The organism is Nocardia wallacei, from assembly GCF_014466955.1.
GTDB classification, from domain to species: Bacteria; Actinomycetota; Actinomycetes; order Mycobacteriales; family Mycobacteriaceae; genus Nocardia; species Nocardia wallacei.
This window is the reverse complement of record NZ_AP023396.1, coordinates 560528-578478: the sequence shown is the minus strand read 5'-3', so window position 1 is coordinate 578478 and position 17951 is coordinate 560528. Positions and strand designations below refer to the sequence as shown.

Annotated in this window: 17 protein-coding genes; 9 read left to right on the top strand and 8 right to left on the bottom strand. The window is 68.2% G+C overall.

The window, feature by feature from the left end:
* Window positions 1–2: 2 nt before the first annotated feature.
* Window positions 3–1103, top strand: a complete 1101-nt coding sequence (locus tag NWFMUON74_RS02695) for an acyl-CoA dehydrogenase family protein (protein WP_187686421.1) — start codon at window positions 3–5, stop codon at window positions 1101–1103.
* Here NWFMUON74_RS02695 and NWFMUON74_RS02690 read toward each other — a convergent pair.
* A complete protein-coding gene (locus tag NWFMUON74_RS02690) occupies window positions 1088–1666 on the bottom strand; it encodes an AAA family ATPase (RefSeq protein WP_187686420.1) in 579 nt (192 codons plus the stop codon). The genes NWFMUON74_RS02695 and NWFMUON74_RS02690 overlap by 16 nt on opposite strands.
* Before the next feature lie 166 nt (window positions 1667–1832).
* Between NWFMUON74_RS02690 and NWFMUON74_RS02685 the strand changes: the two genes are divergently transcribed.
* Window positions 1833–2249: a VOC family protein gene (locus NWFMUON74_RS02685; RefSeq protein ID WP_187686419.1), complete on the top strand. Its 417-nt coding sequence runs from the start codon at window positions 1833–1835 to the stop codon at window positions 2247–2249.
* Between the two features lie 6 nt (window positions 2250–2255).
* Here the strand turns inward: NWFMUON74_RS02685 and NWFMUON74_RS02680 are convergent, their stop codons facing one another.
* From NWFMUON74_RS02680 to NWFMUON74_RS02665, 4 genes are all read right to left on the bottom strand, one after another.
* Entirely contained in the window at window positions 2256–3254 is a 999-nt protein-coding gene (locus NWFMUON74_RS02680) for a sigma-70 family RNA polymerase sigma factor (RefSeq protein WP_187686418.1), read from the bottom strand.
* Between the two features lie 119 nt (window positions 3255–3373).
* The gene (locus NWFMUON74_RS02675; RefSeq protein WP_187686417.1) at window positions 3374–5020 is read right to left on the bottom strand and encodes an acyl-CoA synthetase; all 1647 of its coding nucleotides are present in this window, start codon (window positions 5018–5020) and stop codon (window positions 3374–3376) included.
* A 181-nt stretch (window positions 5021–5201) separates the two neighbouring features.
* Window positions 5202–6743: an acyl-CoA synthetase gene (locus tag NWFMUON74_RS02670; RefSeq protein WP_187688885.1), complete on the bottom strand. Its 1542-nt coding sequence runs from the start codon at window positions 6741–6743 to the stop codon at window positions 5202–5204.
* A 30-nt stretch (window positions 6744–6773) separates the two neighbouring features.
* On the bottom strand, window positions 6774–7811 hold the full coding sequence (locus NWFMUON74_RS02665; RefSeq protein ID WP_187686416.1) for an LLM class F420-dependent oxidoreductase: 1038 nt from the start codon (window positions 7809–7811) through the stop codon (window positions 6774–6776).
* Window positions 7812–7890: 79 nt separating this feature from the next.
* Between NWFMUON74_RS02665 and NWFMUON74_RS02660 the strand changes: the two genes are divergently transcribed.
* The 5 genes from NWFMUON74_RS02660 to NWFMUON74_RS02640 all read left to right on the top strand — a co-directional run bounded on the left by NWFMUON74_RS02660 (window position 7891) and on the right by NWFMUON74_RS02640 (window position 12582).
* Window positions 7891–8889: a Zn-ribbon domain-containing OB-fold protein gene (locus NWFMUON74_RS02660; protein WP_187686415.1), complete on the top strand. Its 999-nt coding sequence runs from the start codon at window positions 7891–7893 to the stop codon at window positions 8887–8889.
* A gap of 32 nt (window positions 8890–8921) precedes the next feature.
* Window positions 8922–9953: a thiolase domain-containing protein gene (locus NWFMUON74_RS02655; RefSeq protein WP_187686414.1), complete on the top strand. Its 1032-nt coding sequence runs from the start codon at window positions 8922–8924 to the stop codon at window positions 9951–9953.
* A 139-nt stretch (window positions 9954–10092) separates the two neighbouring features.
* Complete coding sequence (locus tag NWFMUON74_RS02650) at window positions 10093–11259, top strand: thiolase domain-containing protein (RefSeq protein ID WP_187686413.1); 1167 nt, start codon at window positions 10093–10095, stop codon at window positions 11257–11259.
* A gap of 25 nt (window positions 11260–11284) precedes the next feature.
* Window positions 11285–12169, top strand: coding sequence for a TIGR03619 family F420-dependent LLM class oxidoreductase (locus tag NWFMUON74_RS02645; RefSeq protein ID WP_187686412.1), 885 nt, complete (start codon window positions 11285–11287; stop codon window positions 12167–12169).
* Window positions 12166–12582: a nuclear transport factor 2 family protein gene (locus NWFMUON74_RS02640; RefSeq protein ID WP_187686411.1), complete on the top strand. Its 417-nt coding sequence runs from the start codon at window positions 12166–12168 to the stop codon at window positions 12580–12582. The genes NWFMUON74_RS02645 and NWFMUON74_RS02640 overlap by 4 nt, the downstream gene beginning before the upstream one ends.
* A 78-nt stretch (window positions 12583–12660) precedes the next feature.
* On the opposite strand, the gene NWFMUON74_RS02635 is transcribed toward NWFMUON74_RS02640, so the two are convergent.
* Entirely contained in the window at window positions 12661–13860 is a 1200-nt protein-coding gene (locus tag NWFMUON74_RS02635; protein ID WP_232111092.1) for a cytochrome P450, read from the bottom strand.
* Window positions 13861–14053: 193 nt separating this feature from the next.
* Between NWFMUON74_RS02635 and NWFMUON74_RS02630 the strand changes: the two genes are divergently transcribed.
* Window positions 14054–15217 carry a steroid 3-ketoacyl-CoA thiolase gene (locus tag NWFMUON74_RS02630; RefSeq protein ID WP_187686409.1) on the top strand — a complete coding sequence of 388 codons (1164 nt, stop codon included), beginning with the start codon at window positions 14054–14056 and terminating at the stop codon, window positions 15215–15217.
* A 359-nt stretch (window positions 15218–15576) separates the two neighbouring features.
* A complete protein-coding gene (locus NWFMUON74_RS02625) occupies window positions 15577–15993 on the top strand; it encodes a helix-turn-helix domain-containing protein (RefSeq protein WP_011207048.1) in 417 nt (138 codons plus the stop codon).
* 171 nt (window positions 15994–16164) lie between these two features.
* On the opposite strand, the gene NWFMUON74_RS02620 is transcribed toward NWFMUON74_RS02625, so the two are convergent.
* On the bottom strand, window positions 16165–17190 hold the full coding sequence (locus tag NWFMUON74_RS02620; protein ID WP_187686408.1) for a hypothetical protein: 1026 nt from the start codon (window positions 17188–17190) through the stop codon (window positions 16165–16167).
* A 238-nt stretch (window positions 17191–17428) separates the two neighbouring features.
* Window positions 17429–17941 carry an ImmA/IrrE family metallo-endopeptidase gene (locus NWFMUON74_RS02615; RefSeq protein WP_187686407.1) on the bottom strand — a complete coding sequence of 171 codons (513 nt, stop codon included), beginning with the start codon at window positions 17939–17941 and terminating at the stop codon, window positions 17429–17431.
* Window positions 17942–17951 lie beyond the last annotated feature (10 nt).

The window sequence follows — 17951 nt, the reverse complement described above, 5'->3', positions numbered from 1 at the left end:
CAATGGATTTCACCAATACCGAAGCACAGCAGGATCTGGCCCGGCTCACCGGCGAGGTGTGCGGCAAGCTCGTCACCGCCGACCGGCTGCGCGAACTGGACACCGCGGCGGTGCGTTTCGACGAGCCGCTGTGGCGCTCGCTGGGCGAGACCGGGGTACTGGCGGCGACGCTGCCGGAGTCCGTCGGCGGCAGCGACCTGGGCGTCCTGGAACAGACCGCGGTGCTCCGCGAGCTGGGCAAGCATGTGGCGGCGGTGCCCTACCTCTGGTCGGTCGTGCTCGGCGCGGGCGCGCTGGCGGCCTTCGGGACCGACGCGCAGCGCGAGACGGCGGCGAAAGCCGCTGCGGGCGAGACGATCCTGACGGTGGCGCTGTCCGAGGAGCGGAACTGGGAGCCGGCGCGGCCCACCACCACCGCGACAGCGGACGGCGACGGATGGCGGCTGACCGGAGCCAAGACCGTCGTGCCGTTCGCCGAACAGGCGTCGCGAATCCTGGTGTCGGCCGGCGTGTCCGACGCGCCGGCGATCTTCCTGGTCGATCCCGCCGACGCGAGCGTGCGGGTGACCGGACAGCAGGTGGTCGACCGCAGTCCGGAGGCCGAACTCGAATTCGACCGGACGCCCGCGGAATTGGTCGGCACGGTCGAGTCCGGCGCGCAGATCGTGGAGTGGCTGCTCGGCCGCGGGTGGCTGGGGCTGGCCGCGCAGCAGCTGGGGACGCTGGAGCGAGCGCTGGAGCTGGTGGCCGAATACGGCCGGGAGCGTGAGCAATTCGGTCGCAAGATCGGCGGGTTCCAGGCGGTCGCGCAGCGGCTGGCCGACGGGTACATCGATCTGCAGGGTCTGCGGCTCGCGGTCACACAGGCGGCCTGGCTGTTGTCGGAGGGCCTGCCCGCCGGGGCGGAGATCCACACCGCCAAGTATTGGGCCGCGGAGGCCGGGCATCGGATCGCACACACCGTTGTGCATGTACATGGTGGTGTGGGCATCGACCGGGATCATGTTGTCCACAACTACTTCACCGCGGCCAAGCACAACGAGTTCGCGCTGGGTGGGGCTACCGATCATCTGCGCGCACTAGGGGCTCACCTGGCGGGGTAGAGGTGGTGCGTGGGCGGAATGGGTTCGGCGCAGGCCAGGATTTCGTCCACGGTCTGCTCTACGGTCATGTTCGTGGTGTCGAGCCACAGACCTATGTGGGGCGTTTCGGTGTGGAGGGCTTGATCCAGGTCGGCGACGGTGAAGGTGCCGTAGGCCTTCTTGGTGCGGCCGGCTTCGCGGTGGGCCACGGCTTCTCGGCGGGGGGCGAGGACGACCACGTAGCGCGGGCGGGTGTGGAGGTGGGAGAGGGTGTACGGCAGTAGGTCGCCGAGTATGACGTCCTGCAGGACGGTGGTGAAGCCCGCGGCCGCGTAGCCGTCCGCGGCCTGCGCGGCCAGGCGGTGCCGTAGGCGTAGCTGCTCCAGAGCTTCCTCGCTCGGGTCGGGTGACATCGGCGCGAAACCGCGCACCACGAATCTGCGGAAGGTGTCGCCGCGTACGTGCGCCGACCGATCGAAACGCTCCGCCAGGGCTTGTGCCACAGTCGATTTCCCGGCCGCCTGGATGCCGGTGATCAGGTAGACCGGCGCGCCGTGGCCGCCGTTGCTGTCCGATTCGGTCATAGCCGGACGGTAACGGGGAACGAATACGCACGCATCCGAATATCCCGCGCGCGGCGCGGCGCACGGATAGTTCGTTACGGTTCGCAACCTTCCGATGAGTTTCGGCGGCCCGCGTCGTCGGAACCGGTGTAGCCGCACCCGACTGCGCCGTCGAAAGGGGCCCGCCATGGCCAGCAAGATGATTTTCCTGAACCTGCCCGTCAACGACCTGGACCGGTCCAAGACCTTCTACGAGTCACTGGGCTGGAAGGTGAATCAGGAGTTCACCGACGACAACGCCGCCTGTGTCGTCGTGGACGACAACATCTGCCTGATGCTGTTGGCGAAGCCCTTCTTCCAGACCTTCACCTCCCGCCCGATCGCCGACACGGTCGCCGCCACCGGATCTGTCTACGCGCTCTCACTGGGCAGCACGCAGGAGGTCGACGAACTGACCGCGGCGGCGCTGGCGGCCGGTGCCACCGAGGAGGTCGACGAGACCAAGCGTGCCCAGGAGGCGCAGGTCGGCATGCACGGCCGTAGCTTCATCGACCCCGACGGGCACCATTGGGAGCCGTTCTGCATGGCGTACCCGGGCAGCTGACCCCGGCTACGCCCGCAGCTCCGGCGCCAGCCCGAACAGCGGGAACATGCGCTCGGTGTCCAGGAAGAAGTGCAGGCCGCTGATCTCCTGGCCGTCGAGTTCCAGCACGGTGATCGACCACGGCAGGTACACGCCGGGCTCGGGGCCAGGCTTGTAGTGGCCGAAGGCGGGCAGGCCGTTGGCTCCGGCGAGCGGCACCATCTTCGAGCCCCGGCACTCCTGACCGGTGGTGAGCATGAACCGGGCCACGTTCTCCGGGCCCGAGACCCACAGTTCGAACGGCGGCATGGACAGCGCCACATCCTGCTTCAGCAGGGAGGTGAGGGTGTCCATGTCGTAGGCCTCGAAGGCTTGGACGAAGCCGTCGACCAGTCTGCGCTGCTGCTCGTCGGACTCGTCGTAGCCGCCCGACTCCTTCGGCTGCACCTTCGACATGGTGGCGCGGGCGCGCTGCAGGGCGCTGTTCACCGAGGCGGGCGACATCATCAGCATGTCGGCGGTCTCGTTGGCGGAGAAGCGCAGCACCTCGCGCATGATCAGGATCGCGCGCTGGGTGGCCGGGAGATGCTGCACGGCGGCCACGAACGCCAGTCGCAGCGAATCCTTCGCGGTGGCGTGCTCGGCCGGGTCGGCCCCGAAGGCCATGCCGTTGGGGATGGGCTCGACCCACACGTAATCCGGCTGCGGCGGGGGCAGCGGACTGTCGGGACTCGACGGGCCCGACAGGTCCATCGGCCGGGCCCGGCGCTGCGGCCCGTCCAGCATGTCCAGGCAGACGTTGGTGGTGATCTTGTACAACCACGACCGCAGACTGGACCGGCCCTCGAACGAGTCGTACGCCTTCCAGGCGCGGGTGAACGCGTCCTGGACGGCATCCTCGGCCTCGAACGAGGAACCCAGCATGCGATAGGCGTAAGCACACAGCTCTCGCCGGTAACCCTCGAATTGCTCCAGCACCTCGCGTGAGACCTCGGACGCGGTGCCGGCGGAACTGCCCTTGCTCATGGAGACACTCTGGCACAGGGCACCGACAAGAAAACACCCCAGCTTTGCGGGCGTTCACGTCTCAAACGTGACATGGGTCACTCGGGTGCCATACCGGACGAATCGGGCGTGCGCCGGGTCTATTTGGTGGCCGGGGCCGGAGCGTCCTCGTCGGCGGCGCGGGACTCCGCGTGCGCGTGCGCCCACTTGTAGTCCGGCTTCCCGGCGGGCGAGCGCTTGATCTCGTCCACGAACCAGATGCTGCGCGGCTGCTTGTAGGAGGAGATCTCCCGGGTCAGCACCGGGCGCAGTTCGTCGAGGCTGGGCCGCTTACCGGACCGGCACTGCACCACCGCAGCCACCCGCTGCCCCCAGCGCTCGTCGGGGACGCCGATGACCAGCGCGTCGAGGATCTCCGGGTGGCACTTCAGCGCGCCCTCGACCTCTTCGGGGTAGATCTTCTCGCCGCCGCTGTTGATGCTCACCGAGCCGCGGCCGAGCATGGTGACCGAACCGTCCTCCTCGACCCGGGCGTAATCGCCGGGGATGGAGTAGCGAGTGCCGTTGAACTCCTTGAACGTCGCCGCGGTTTTGACCGGGTCGTTGTAGTAGCCCAGCGGGATGTGTCCCTTGCGAGCGAGCAGGCCGACCTGACCCGAACCGGGGACCACGGGATTGCCGTCCTCGTCGAGCACCTCGGTGGAGGCATCGATCTTCACCCGGGGGCCGCCGGTGTGGGTGGCGCCCTTGGACACCACCGACAGACCGCCGAAACCGGTCTCCGACGAGCCGATCGAGTCGGTGATCATGGTGTTCGGCAGCAGCTCGATGAACTCGTCCTTGAGCGTCGGCGAGAACAGCGCGGCGCTGCTGGCCATCGCCCAGAGATTCGAATGCCGGTAGGGCTCACCGGTTTCCGGGTTGCCCGCCTTGAGCGCGTCGAGCATCGGCCGGGCCATGGCGTCGCCGGTGATGAAGATCAGATTGATGTTGTGGCGGTCGATCGCCTGCCATACGCCGTGCCCGCTGAACTCCGGCAGCATGATGGTCTTGCCGCCGTCGAAAAGGCCGTGGAAGGTCGCGGTCTGCGAGCCACCGTGGATCATCGGCGGGATCGGGTAGCGCACCATGGGCGGGTTGCCCGCGCCGGTCTTGGCCTGCTGCCACTCGTCCTGGATGTATTCGCCGGTGACGAAGTTGATGCCGCCGCCGAGCACCCGCCACCAGTCCTCGTGCCGCCACATCACGCCCTTGGGCATGCCGGTGGTGCCGCCGGTGTAGAGCATGAAGATGTCGTCGGGCGAGCGATCGCCGAAGTCGCGTTCACCACGCGAGGCCGCCAGCGCCGCCTCGTATTCCGCCGAGTCGGCGGCGGTCGGTGCGTCGGTGCCGTCGTCGACGACCAGCACGGTGCGCAGCTTCGGGGTGCTCGCCCGCACGGCGGCCACCTTGTCGGAGTATCGCCGCTCGTGAATGAGGGCGACCATGTCCGAGTTGTCGAAGATGTATTGCAACTCGTTCTCGACGTACCGGAAGTTGATGTTGATCATCACCGCCCGCGCCTTGAACACCGCCACCATGGCCTCGACGGCCTCGATGGTGTTACGCGAGTAGATGCCGACCTTGTCCCCCGGCCCGACACCCTGTTCCTGCAGGTAGTGCGCGAGTCGGTTGGTCCGGTCCTCCAGCTGGGCGTACGTCACCGAGCGGGTGTCGTCAGCCAGAGCGACGCGGTCCGGCACGAGGTCGACGGTGTGTTCGACAAGGTCCGCTATGTTGTAGCTCACAGGACAAAAATAGAACGTGTTCTTGGTCCTGACAAGACTCAATTTACACCGTTCACGAATTCACTCGTGACGATAGCGCGCGACCGCCGTCCCGTCTGCGGAACGGCGAAACAGGCTATGGTGCAACGACTTTCGCCCGCCCGGCACACAGGCCGGGCGGGCGGAGTCGGGACGGGACGGCTTACGCCTTCACATACAGGTCCCGGATCTTGCGCTTGTAGAGCTTGCCGTTGGGGTCGCGGGGCAGTTCGTCCAGGTAGTCGATGCTGCGGGGCAGCTTGTATTTGGCCAGGCGGCCCGCGGCGAACTCCATCAGCTCGCGGGTGAGCGCGTCGTCGGGGGTCACGCCCTCGGCCGGCTGCACCACCGCCTTGACCTCCTGGCCCCAGTCCTCGTGCGGGATACCGAACACCGCGACGTCGGCGACCTTCGGATGGGTGATCAGCTCGCCCTCGATCTCGGCGGGATAGATGTTCACGCCGCCGGACAGGATCAGATCGGAGCGGCGGTCATGCAGGTAGAGGTAGCCGTCCTCGTCCATGTGCCCGATGTCGCCGACGGTGAACAGGTCGCCGACGCGGGCGTCCTCGGTCTTGGCCTTGTCCTTGTGGTACTCGAAGTTGGAGCCGCCCATCTTCATGTAGACCGTGCCGGTCTCGCCCGGCGGCACCTCGTTGCCGTCGTCGTCGAGCACCTTCACCACCGCGTACGGCCAGGCCTTGCCCACCGAGCCGGGCTTGCGCAGCCATTCCTCGCCGCTGATCGAGGTGCCGCCGCCCTCGGTCGCCGCGTAGTACTCGGTGACGACCGGGCCCCACCATTCCAGCATCCGCCGCTTGGTCTCCTGCGGACAGGGCGCCGCCCCGTGGATCATGCAGCGCAGCGAGGACACGTCGTAGTTCGCGCGCACCTGCTCCGGCAGCGCCAGCAGCCGGTGGAACTGCGTCGGCACCATGTGACTGTGCGTCACCCGGTGCCGCTCGATCAGCCGTAGCATCTCCTCCGGATCCCACTTGTCCATCAGAACGACCTTGTGCCCCAACTGAATCGAGATGGACGCGAAGTTCAGCACGGCGGTGTGGTAGAGCGGCGAACCGCAGATGTGCACGTGGTCGTCGAACGGCTGGATGCCGAACAGACCGAAGAAGCCGGTCGCCTGCGGCCCGACGACATCGGGATCGGCCCCGGTCAGCGGCCGGCGCACGCCCTTGGGGCGCCCGGTGGTGCCGGACGTGTAGAGCATCGGCGCGCCGGTGGTGCGGTCGTCGGGACGGCCGCTCTCCCCCGCGCCCAGCTCCGCCAGCGGCTGGAAGCCCTCGACCGGTCCGACCGAATATCGCGCGGCCGCAGGCAGATTCGCCTCGTCGGCGGCGATGCGAGCGGCCGCGGCGAAGCGTTCGTCGGCGATGAACACCTTGGCCTCGCTGTCGCCGAGGATGTAGGCCACCTCCGGTCCGGTGAGATGCCAGTTCACCGCGACGATGTACAGTCCGGCCTGATAGGCGGCGAAATACACCGCCAGCGCCTCGGCGCTGTTGTGCACCATCGACACCAGCACGTCACCGGCGCGTAGCCCCTTGGCCCGCAAGCCCTTCGCGATCCGGTCGGCCTGCGCGGCCAGTTCCGCGTAACTCACCTGCCGACCCGACGGATCGACGACCGCGATCCGTTCGGGTGCGGCGGCGGCGATATTCCACAATCCCAGCTTCTGCGCCGGCTCCATCGAAGTCACTCCTCGAATCTAGAACGTGTTCTACATGCGAACAAGGGGTGCCAGCGCCTCGAATTGCGCGACATCCCGGACCCCCACCAGCAGCATGGTGACGCCCGCCTGTTCCCACACCTTCAGCTGTTCGCGCACGTGCGCCTCGTCGCCGATGATCGTCGTGTCGAGAATCAGCTCGTCGGGCACGGCGGCCGCCGCCTCGTCCTTGCGGCCGGACCGGAACAGCCGGGTGATCTCCTCGACGGTGTCCCCGTATCCCATCCGCCGGTACACCTGCGCGTGGAAGTTCAGCTCCTCCGCGCCCATGCCGCCGATGTAGAGCGCCAGCACCGGGCGCAGCCGGTCGAGTTCGGCGCGCGGATCGTCGGTCAGGATGACCTGGGCGGTGGCGGCGATCTCGAAATCCTCGCGCGAACGCCGGGCACCGGCCCGCGCGAACCCCTCGTCGAGCCACTCGTTGTACATCCCGGCCAGCCGCGGCGTGTAGTAGATCGCCAGCCAGCCGTCGGCGATCTCGGCCGTGAGCGCCACGTTCTTCGGGCCCTCGGCGCCCAGCCAGATCGGCAGATCCGCACGCAGCGGGTGGGTGATCGGCTTGAGCGGCTTGCCCAGGCCGGTCGCGCCGGGTCCGTCGTAGGGCAGCGGGAAGTGCGGGCCCGCGCTCACCACCTTCGCCTCCCGGGCGAGTACCTGCCGGACGATCCCGACGTACTCGCGGGTGCGCTGCAACGGCTTGGCGAACGGCTGGCCGTACCAGCCCTCGACTACCTGCGGCCCGGAGACGCCGAGCCCGAGGATGTGCCGCCCGCCGCTGAGATGGTCGAGGGTCAGCGCCGCCATCGCGGTGGCGGTGGGCGTGCGCGCCGACAACTGCACGACCGAGGTGCCCAGCCGCACGCGCCGGGTCCGCGACCCCCACCAGGCCAACGGAGTGAACGCGTCCGACCCCCACGATTCCGCGGTGAACACGGCGTCGAAACCGGTTTCCTCGGCCGTGGCGACCAACTCCGCGGCATTTCCCGGCGGGCTCGCGCCCCAATATCCGAGCTGCAATCCGAACCGCACGATCGACTCCCTTCCGAGCCCGCTCTTGCCACCAGAATAAGAACCTGTTCTACTCGATATCGTGACTCAGGGGAACACCATGACCGGCACAATCGCCGAAGGAAGTGGGCCGGAAACGGGAACCACTCCCGACGTGCTCGCCGCGGAACTACGCATGAAGTTCGACTACACCCGCTCGGTAGGGCCGACCATCGGACGGTTCCTCACGGGCCTGCGCGACGGCCGGATCGTCGGCGTGCGCGGCTCGGACGGGCGGGTCTTCGTCCCACCGGCCGAATACGATCCGGTCACCGCCGACGCGCTGACCGAATTCGTCGACGTGGCCGACGTGGGCACCGTGCAGAGCTGGAGCTGGGTGCGGGAGCCGTTGCCCGGACAGCCCTTCGACCGCCCCTTCGGGTGGGCGCTGATCAAGCTCGACGGCGCGGACACCGCGCTGCTGCACGCTGTCGACGTCGACTCCGCCGACGAGCTGCGCACCGGTATGCGGGTGCGGGCGCGCTGGGCGGCCGAGCGCACCGGCAGCATCCACGACATCGTCTGCTTCGAGCCCGGCGAAACCTCCACGGCTCCGTCCGGTTCCGCCACCGACGCCGAGCCCGTCACCGGCATCGTCACGCCGATCGACCTGCGGTACAAGCACACCGCGGCGCCCCAGGAGACGGTGTTCCTGCGCGGCATCGCCGAGGGCCGGCTGGTGGGCGCCCGCGCCGCCGACGGCAAGGTGTACTTCCCGCCGCGCGGCGCCGACCCGCGCACGGGCGAGCCGACCGAGGACTATGTCGACCTCGCCGATACCGGCGTCGTCACCACCTTCTGCATCGTCAACGTGCCGTTCCAGGGCCAGCGCATCAAGCCGCCGTACGTGGCCGCCTACGTGCTGCTCGACGGCAGCGACATCCCGTTCCTGCACCTGGTGCTGGGTTGCGAGGCGTCCGAGGTGCGGATGGGCATGCGGGTCAAGGCCGTGTGGAAACCCCGCGAGGAGTGGACCTACGAGGGTCTGGACAACATCTCGCACTTCGAGCCCACCGGCGAGCCCGACGCCGACTACGACACCTTCGCGCAGCACCTGTAGCGCCCGGCGCTTCGGAAGAGAGCTGAAACATCTTGAGCAACAACACAACCGACATCGCGGTCGTGGGCTTCGCACACGCACCGCACGTCTCGGAGACCTACGGCACCACCAACGGTGTCGAGATGCTGGTGCCCTGCTTCCGGCATCTGTACGACAAACTCGGCATCAAGGTCGGCGATATCGACTTCTGGTGCTCCGGCTCCTCGGATTACCTTGCGGGGCGGGCCTTCTCGTTCATCTCGGCGATCGACTCGATCGGCGCGGTGCCGCCGATCAACGAATCGCACGTGGAGATGGACGCCGCCTGGGCACTGTACGAGGCATGGGTGAAACTGCGCTCGGGACAGGCGGAGACGGCGCTGGTCTACGGCTTCGGCAAGGCATCCGCCGGTACGCTGCGGCAGGTCCTCACCCTGCAGACCGATCCGTACCTGGTCGCGCCGCTGTGGCCGGACGCCGTCTCGATGGCCGGACTGCAGGCGCGCGCCGGGCTCGACGCCGGCCGCTGGACCGAGCGGGACATGGCCGCGGTCTCGGCAGCCGACGCCGACGAGATCGAAAAGCGGCTCGCCGCACCGTATGTCGCCGATCCGCTGCGCGAGCACGACATCGCCCCGATCACCGACGGTGCGGCGGCCATCGTGCTGGCCACCGGTGACCGCGCGCGCGAACTGTGCGAGCGGCCCGCCTGGCTGACCGGAATGGCGCACCGCATAGACACCCCGATCCTGGGCGCCCGCGATCTGACCTCCTCGCCGTCCGCCGCCGCGGCCGCCGCGGCCGTACGGAACGGGGACACAGCGGAGTTCGACGTCGCCGAGCTGCACACGCAGTTCAGTCACGAGCAGCTGATCCTGAAAGAGGCGCTGGGACTGGGTGATTCGACCCGGATCAATCCCTCGGGCGGCCCGCTGGCGGGCAACCCGATGTTCTCGGCCGGACTGGAACGGATCGGCTTCGCCGCGACGGCGATCATGAACGGCGCCGCGGACCGCGCCCTCGCCCACGCGTCGAGTGGCCCTGCGCTGCAACAGAATCTGGTGTCCACATTGGAGGCACGATGACGGACAATCGCGCAGCCCGTCGTCGGGGCCGACCGGGTGCGGGTGTCCCGCAATACACAGGAGGCACGATGACGGACAATCGCGCAGCCCGTCGTCGGGCCGACCGGGTGCGGATGTTCCGCAATACACAGGAGGCACGATGACCAACCTGGCCGCGGTGCTCGGCACCGGACAAACCCATCACGTGACGAAACGGACCGACGTGTCCATGGCGGGCCTGTGCCGCGAGGCCATCGATCGCGCACTGGATGACGCCGAACTCACCATGGCCGACATCGACGCCGTCGTCGTCGGCAAGGCGCCGGACCTGTTCGAGGGCTCGATGATGCCGGAGCTGTTCATGGCGGATGCCTTGGGCGCCACCGGAAAACCGCTGCTCCGCGTGCACACCGCGGGTTCGGTCGGCGGTTCCACCGGCATCGTGGCGACCAATCACGTGCAGGCCGGCGTGCACGGCAAGGTGCTCGCGGTGGCGTGGGAGAAGCAGTCGGAGTCCAACGCCATGTGGGCGCTGTCGAATCCGGTTCCGTTCACCAAGCCGGTCGGCGCGGGCGCGGGCGGCTACTTCGCCCCGCACGTGCGGGCCTACATCCGCCGGTCCAACGCGCCGCTGCACATCGGCGCCATGGTCGCGGCGAAGGATCGCCGCAACGGCGCCAAGAACCCGCTGGCCCATCTGCAGCAGGCCGACATCACCATGGAGTCGGTGCTGGCATCGCAGATGCTCTGGGATCCGATCCGATTCGACGAGACCTGTCCCTCCTCCGACGGCGCCTGCGCGATCGTGCTCGGCGACGAGGATTCGGCGCGGGCCGCCGAGGCGTCGGGCAAGAAGGTCGGCTGGGTGCACGGCACCGCCATGCGCACCGAACCGCTGGCGTACTCCGGCCGCGATCAGGTCAGCCCGCAGGCGGGCCGGGATGCCGCGGCGGCGCTGTGGAAGCAGGCGGGCATCGCCAATCCGCTCGAGGAGATCGACGCCGCCGAGATCTACGTGCCGTTCTCGTGGTTCGAGCCGATGTGGCTGGAGAATCTGGGCTTCATGCCCGAGGGCGAGGGCTGGAAGCTCACCGACGCCCACGAGACCGAGATCGGCGGGAAGCTGCCGGTCAACCCGTCGGGCGGCGTGCTCAGCTCCAACCCGATCGGCGCCTCGGGCCTGATCCGCTTCGCCGAGGCGGCCAAGCAGGTGATGGGTCGCGCCGGGGACTACCAGGTCGAGAACGCGCGCAAGGCGTTCGGGCACGCCTACGGCGGCGGTTCGCAGTACTTCTCGATGTGGGTCGTGGGATCGGAGCGCCCGTGAGGCGCGGCCACGCCGGGGCGGCATCGTGAAATTCACCCTCGGGGTCGCGATGAGCCCGCTCGAACAACTTCCGGAACTGGCGAAAACCGCGGAAGAATGCGGATTCGCCGGTATCGCGCTCCCGGATTCGCTGTTCTTCATGCAGAATCAGGCGGCGAAATACCCCTATACACCGGACGGCAGCCGGTTCTGGGGTCCGGAGACGCCGTGGGTGGACCCGTTCGTCGGCGCCACCGCCATGGCCGCCGTGACCAGCGACATCAGGTTCTACACCAACGTCCTGAAGCTCGGATCCCGCCACCCGCTGCTGCTGGCGCGGCAGGTGGGCTCGGTCGCGGCGCTCAGTGGCGACCGGTTCGGATTCGGCGTGGGAATCGGGTGGGCCCCGGAGGAATTCGAATGGTGCGGCGTTCCTTATGCGCGCCGCGGCGCCCGCGTCGACGAGATGATCGAGGTCATCCGACTTGTTCTCGGCGGCGGGATGGTCGAATTCCACGGTGAATTCTTCGATTTCGGACCGTTGCAGATGAGTCCGGCGCCGAAGCGACCGGTGCCGTTCTACATCGGTGGCCATACCGAGCCGGCGTTACGCCGAGCGGCGCGCGTCGGCGACGGCTGGTGCTCGGCGATGATGAAATACGAAGACATCTGCAAAACCATCGGCAAACTCACCGAGCTGCGCACCGAATACGGCCGAATCGACGAGTCTTTCGAAATCCAAGTGGTCTGTATCGATCGTTTCGGGCGGACCGGCTACTCCGAGTTGGCCGCCGCGGGAGTCACCGACACCATCGTGGTGCCGTGGGTCTTCGACGGGCTCGGCTTCGACGCCGACCTGGCCGCCAAGCAGGAATCGCTGCACCGCTTCGCCGCGCAGTTCATCGCCGAACCGATCGGAGCAACCGCATGACGACTACGACCGACCACCCGGCCCGGGTCGCCGGGCACGCCTCGCAGGCCGCGGTGCGCGCCCGCGACAAGGCGGCGTGGCTGGAGCTGTTCGCCGCCGACGGGATCGTCGAGGACCCCATCGGGCCCTCCGTATTCGACCCGAAAGGCCGTGGCCACCGCGGCCGGGAGGCCATCGGGGCGTTCTGGGACAAGGCGATCGCCTCGACCGAGTCGATCGAATTCCACTTCGGCGACTCCTTCGCCTGCGGGAACGAGGTGGCCTTCACCGGCCTGATCCGCACGCACATCGGCGGCCAGGTGATCGACGCCGAGGGCGTGTTCACCTACCGCGTGGACGACGCGGGCAAGATCGCGGCGCTGCGCGCGTTCTGGGAGACCGACCGCGCCATGAAAACCATGCGACCGGCCTGACGCCGGGATTCGGTGGGGACCGAAACGCGGAGGGCGGGTACCTGATCCCAGGTGCCCGCCCTCCGCGCCGTCGGTACCTCAGTGCGCCACGGGGCAGCCGCCCTTGTAGTCCACCGGGAACTCCTTGATCCCGTTCAGCCAGCCCGACCGCAGCCGTCGCGGATCGCCCAGCTTGCTGATGTCCGGCAGGTGATCGGCGATGGCGTTGAAGATCAGGTCGATCTCCAGCCGGGCCAGATTCGCGCCGATGCAGAAGTGCGCTCCGGTGCCGCCGAAGGCCAGATGCGGGTTGGGATCACGCAAGATATCGAACGTGTAAGGGTCCTCGAAGACCTCTTCGTCGAAGTTGGCCGAGCGGTACAGCATCACCACGCGCTGGCCCTGCTTGATCTGCACACCGGCCAGCTCGGTGTCCTCGAGCGCGGTGCGCTGGAACGACGACACGGGCGTGGCCCAGCGGATGATCTCCTCCGCCGCGGTCTTGGGGCGCTCGGCCTTGAACAGCTCCCACTGGTCCGGGTTGTCGAGGAAGGCGGCCATGCCGTGGCTGATGGCGTTGCGGGTGGTCTCGTTGCCGGCGACCGCCAGCAGGATGACGAAGAACCCGAACTCCTCCGAGGTCAGCGACTCGCCATCGATATCGGCGTTGACCAGCTCGGTCACGATGTCCTGCGCGGGGGAACCCTTGCGCGCCTCGGCCATCTGCCAGGCGTAGCCGAGGATCTCGGTGGAGGCGGCGAGCGGGTCGGCGGTCGACTCGGGGTCGTCGTAGCCGGTCATGTCGTTGGACCACTGGAACAGCTTCATGCGGTCCTCCTGCGGCACGCCGATCAGCTCGGCGATCGCCTGCAGCGGCAGCTCGCACGCCACCTGGGTGACGAAATCGCCCGAGCCCGACGCCGCGGCGGCCTCGACGATGCCGCGGGCCCGCACCGACAGCTCCGCCCGCAGGCCGTTGACCGCGCGAGGCGTGAAGCCCTTGGAGATCAGCTTGCGCATCCGGGTGTGCTGCGGCGCGTCCTGGTTGAGCAGCACGAACCGCTGCAGATCGATCTGCTCGCGCTTGATGTCGTCGTTGAAGCGCGGAATGGCGGTGTTCTCGTAGTTGGAGAACACGTCGCTGCGCCGGGAGACCTCCTTGACGTCGGCGTGCTTGGAGACCACCCAGAACCCGTCGTCGTGGAAACCGCCCACCTCGGGAGACTTCGGATTCCACCAGATCGGGGCGGCGCGGCGCAGTTCGGCCAGCTCTTCGACCGGCACCCGCTCTTCCCACATCGCCGGGTCGGTGACGTCGAATCCTTCGGGCAGGTTCGGAGCGGGGCGCGTGTCTACCACCAGCTGTCTCCTTCGACTAACTGAAACAGGTTCTACCGCCATTCAAGCATAGGCGGTACAACTAGTGAAGGAGCGGATAATCAGTCTCGGAATGTTCGCAGAACTTGTTTCAGTTCTGCGCGAAAGGAACGACATGGGCACTCCCGTCATCGTCGAGGCCGCACGCACGCCGATCGGCAAACGGGGCGGCTGGCTGGCCGGCCTGCACGCCACCGAGGTGCTCGGCGCCGCCCAGCGGGGCGTGATCGAGCGCGCCCACCTGGACCCCGCGCTGGTGGAGCAGGTCATCGGGGGCTGCGTCATGCAGGTCGGCGAGCAGGGCAACAACGTCACCCGCACGGCCTGGCTGCACGCCGGGCTGCCCTGGCAGACCGGCGCCACCACCATCGACGCCCAGTGCGGTTCGGCCCAGCAGGCCAACCACCTGGTCGCCGGGCTGATCGCGAGCGGCGCCATCGACATCGGCCTGGCCTGCGGCGTGGAGTCGATGAGCCACGTGCCGCTGGGCGCCAACGTCGGCGAGAACGCCGGTCCGCGCCGCCCCGCGAGCTGGGACATCGACATGCCCAACCAGTTCGAGGCGGCGGAGCGAATCGCCAAGCGGCGCGGCATCACCCGCGACGACATCGACGAATTCGGCGTGCGCTCACAGCGTCTCGCGGGCCGGGCCTGGGCCGAGGGCCGCTTCGAGCGCGAGGTGCTCACGGTCACCGCACCGCAGGTGGACAAGGAGGGCAACCTCACCGGCGAGAAGCTCGACGTCGCGCGCGACCAGGGGCTGCGCGAGACCACCCGGGAGGGCCTGGCCAAGCTGAAGCCGGTGCTCGACGGTGGCATCCACACCGCCGGCACCTCCTCGCAGGTCTCCGACGGCGCCGCCGCCGTGCTGCTGATGGACGAACAGGCCGCCGCCCGTGCGGGTTTGCGCCCGCGGGCCCGCATCGTCACGCAGGCGCTGGTCGGCGCGGAGCCGGAGTTCCATCTCGACGGGCCCGTGCAGGCGACCACGCGGCTGCTGGAACGGTCCGGCATGAGCATCTCCGACATCGATCTGTTCGAGATCAACGAGGCGTTCGCGTCCGTGCCGCTGTCCTGGGCCTCGGTGCACGGCCCGGACATGGACCGGGTCAATGTGAACGGCGGCGCGATCGCGCTCGGGCATCCGGTGGGCAGCACGGGATCCCGGCTGATCACCACGGCCCTGCACGAGCTGGAACGTTCCGACAAGTCGGTCGCGATGATCCTCATGTGCGCCGGTGGCGCACTTGCGACAGGAACCATCATCGAACGGCTGTAAGCACTCCTTGATCAGCCGTGACGGTTGAACGTTCATCCCGAATCGCGTGAAACGTGGCGTACGCCACACAAAACACGGTACAGACGGAAGTATGAGACGTCAGCTATCCTCCGGCTACCGAAGGCCCGTCGCGCGAGACCCTCGCGACGGGCCAGAACCGGTCTCCACCAGCGGTTCCCAACAACCGTTGCGGTGGCCCGCAAACGCCCCGGCCACAACCAGTTCCCGAACGCGCCCCCTGGAAGCTTCAAGGAAATCCTGAATCAGGCGTAGGTTTTCAGTTACTCAGCCGCTAATATCAATGATACGTATCCGAGATAACGACTGTTAGTACAGCGAAGGGAATTGGGCGGCTCACAATGGCTGATTTCGCGGCGCGGCTGAACAAGCTGTTCGAAACCGTGCATCCCCCGGGGCGTAAGCCGCACACCAATGCAGAGGTGGCGGCTGCGCTGACGGCCTCAGGCCATCCGATCTCGAAACCGTATCTCTCGCAGTTGCGGTCGGGACAGCGGACCAACCCGTCCGACGAGACGGTGGCCGCGTTGGCGAAGTTCTTCAAGGTCAAACCGGACTACTTCTTCAACGACATCTATGCCGCCAAGATCGATCACGATCTGGAGCTGCTGTCCCAGCTGCAGGGCTATGGACTGCGTCGGTTGTCGAGTAGGGCGTTCGACCTTTCGGAGGAATCGCAGAACCTCCTCACCTCGATGGCCGAGAAGCTTCGGGCGAGCGAGGGTCTGCCTGAGATCCCGCCGGACGGCACGGAATAGCAAGAACCACAAGACAACACAGTGCGGTGACTCGGAACCGCACTGTGTTTGTTTTGCGGCTGTGAGCGAAGCGGGGGACGCTCCGCTCTCAGCCATGCCCGAACGCGTTGTCGAGCCGGTGACCCAGGCCACGAGACCGGTCGGTTGGGCGAATCTCCGGCGATATCTCGTTCAACCACGCTGGGGTGCCGTGGCGCGCGGTTCCTCCGGCATCGACTCGAAGGCGCGGGCAATGGCCTGAACCCAGCCGCGCGGGCTCAGGCCCTCCGGCGGGGCGATCCAGCGCGCGTCCACCACGATCTCGCCGAGCGGGTGGCGGGCCCACCGCGCGACCCGGTCGGCCCGTTCGACGACCGACTCCGCCGGGTCACCCGCGGCCGTCAGCTCCACTCCCCCGCCGGACTGCAGATACAGCGCGTCCATGATCTGCGCGACCTGATCGGAGGCCTTGAGCTGAGTCGTGGAGCCCGTCTGGTCCTTGGCCACGACCTCCGGGAAGCGGCCCACCATGGTGCGGTGCAGCGGCCGAATCTGCCGCAGTAGCAGGCGCGCTCGGGCCCACAGCTCGATGACGATCCACACCGCGCCGACCGCGACCAGCAGGCTCGCCACCTGCCACGCCGGCCAGAACCAGCCCGGCTGCCCGGCCCGGGCGGGCTCGGCGTCCATCGCGAGGCGGCGGATCGACAGCGCCGCCAGCACGCCGACCAGGATGGTCCCCGAGGTGTAGAGGGCGATGCCGCGGCCCAGTGCCGTCCAGTCCAGATTCCGCAGGCCGGTGAGCGCGACGAAGGCGCAGCCCAGCAGCGTCACCGCCCAGCCGAACAGGGTCGACCAGGCCAGCGTCACGGCGATCGCGATCAGCCCGCCGGCGTAGATGTATGCCGCGATCTGGCGCAGGTTGCGCCGCGAGACCACCGGCCAGGCGGCCGAGGCCACCACCGAGGTCGCCACGGCGAACAGCAGCCAGGCCGCCGCCTGGACCCGATCGGCGAACATCTGCCCACGAATACCGTTGGGCGCCAGGTGATCCAGGGCCACGGCGACTTCGGGGATGCTCACCGTGGCGGCCGCCGCGACGGCCGCCACCGCGACCACGATCGCGACCCGCGCCGTCGTCGCCGGTTTCACCAGCACGCGTCCGACGCGCGCACCGGCGGCCATCCAGACCAGCAGGGCAGTCAGCCAGAACGTCATACCGCGTCCTCCATCGGATTGCCCGGCACCGTCATCCGAGTGCCTCTTCGAATCGCAGGAACAACCCGCAGCGCCCTAGCGCCTCGGCGGGACACAGGACCGACCCGCAGCCTGATCCGAGCGCCTCGCTGAAACACAGGACCGACCTGCGGCCTCATCCGAGCGGCCCGCCGAAACGCAGGATCGACCTGCGGCCCAATCCGAGCGCCCCGCCGAATCGCAGGAACGACCCGCGGCCTCATCCGAGCGCCTCGTCGAAACGCAGGACCGAGACGCCTGCGCCTCGGTTGTGGAATACCCGAAGGCGGGTCATCAGCATGCTGGCGAAGGTCTCGGCCTCCCACTCGCACTGGTCGTCCTCGCCGTCGTCGACGATCTGCTGGTGCGCGCGCTGACTGAGCATGTACGCGATCAGGTCGTCGCTGGCCTCGAGGGTGACCTCGGGGGCCGGCTCGCCGGGATGGTCGAAGACGATGTGGCCCAGTTCGTGCGCGAGGGTGTGCTCGCGGCTGGGCAGCGCCGACGCCAGCACGATCACGTCCTTGTCGGGGTAGCTGCGGCGCTGGCCGCACACGCCGGGACCCAGTTGGGCGCTGGCGATCTCGATCGGGCGGCGGCGCTCGGCCGAAATCGCCAACACCACTTCATCGAGGGTGGTGGCGTCGAAATCGGCGGCCACCGCGCAGACCGCGTCGACGGCGGCCGCGACCCGGCGATACGAGCGACTACTCTGTGCGCGACTCTCGGTCATCGGTCCCCCC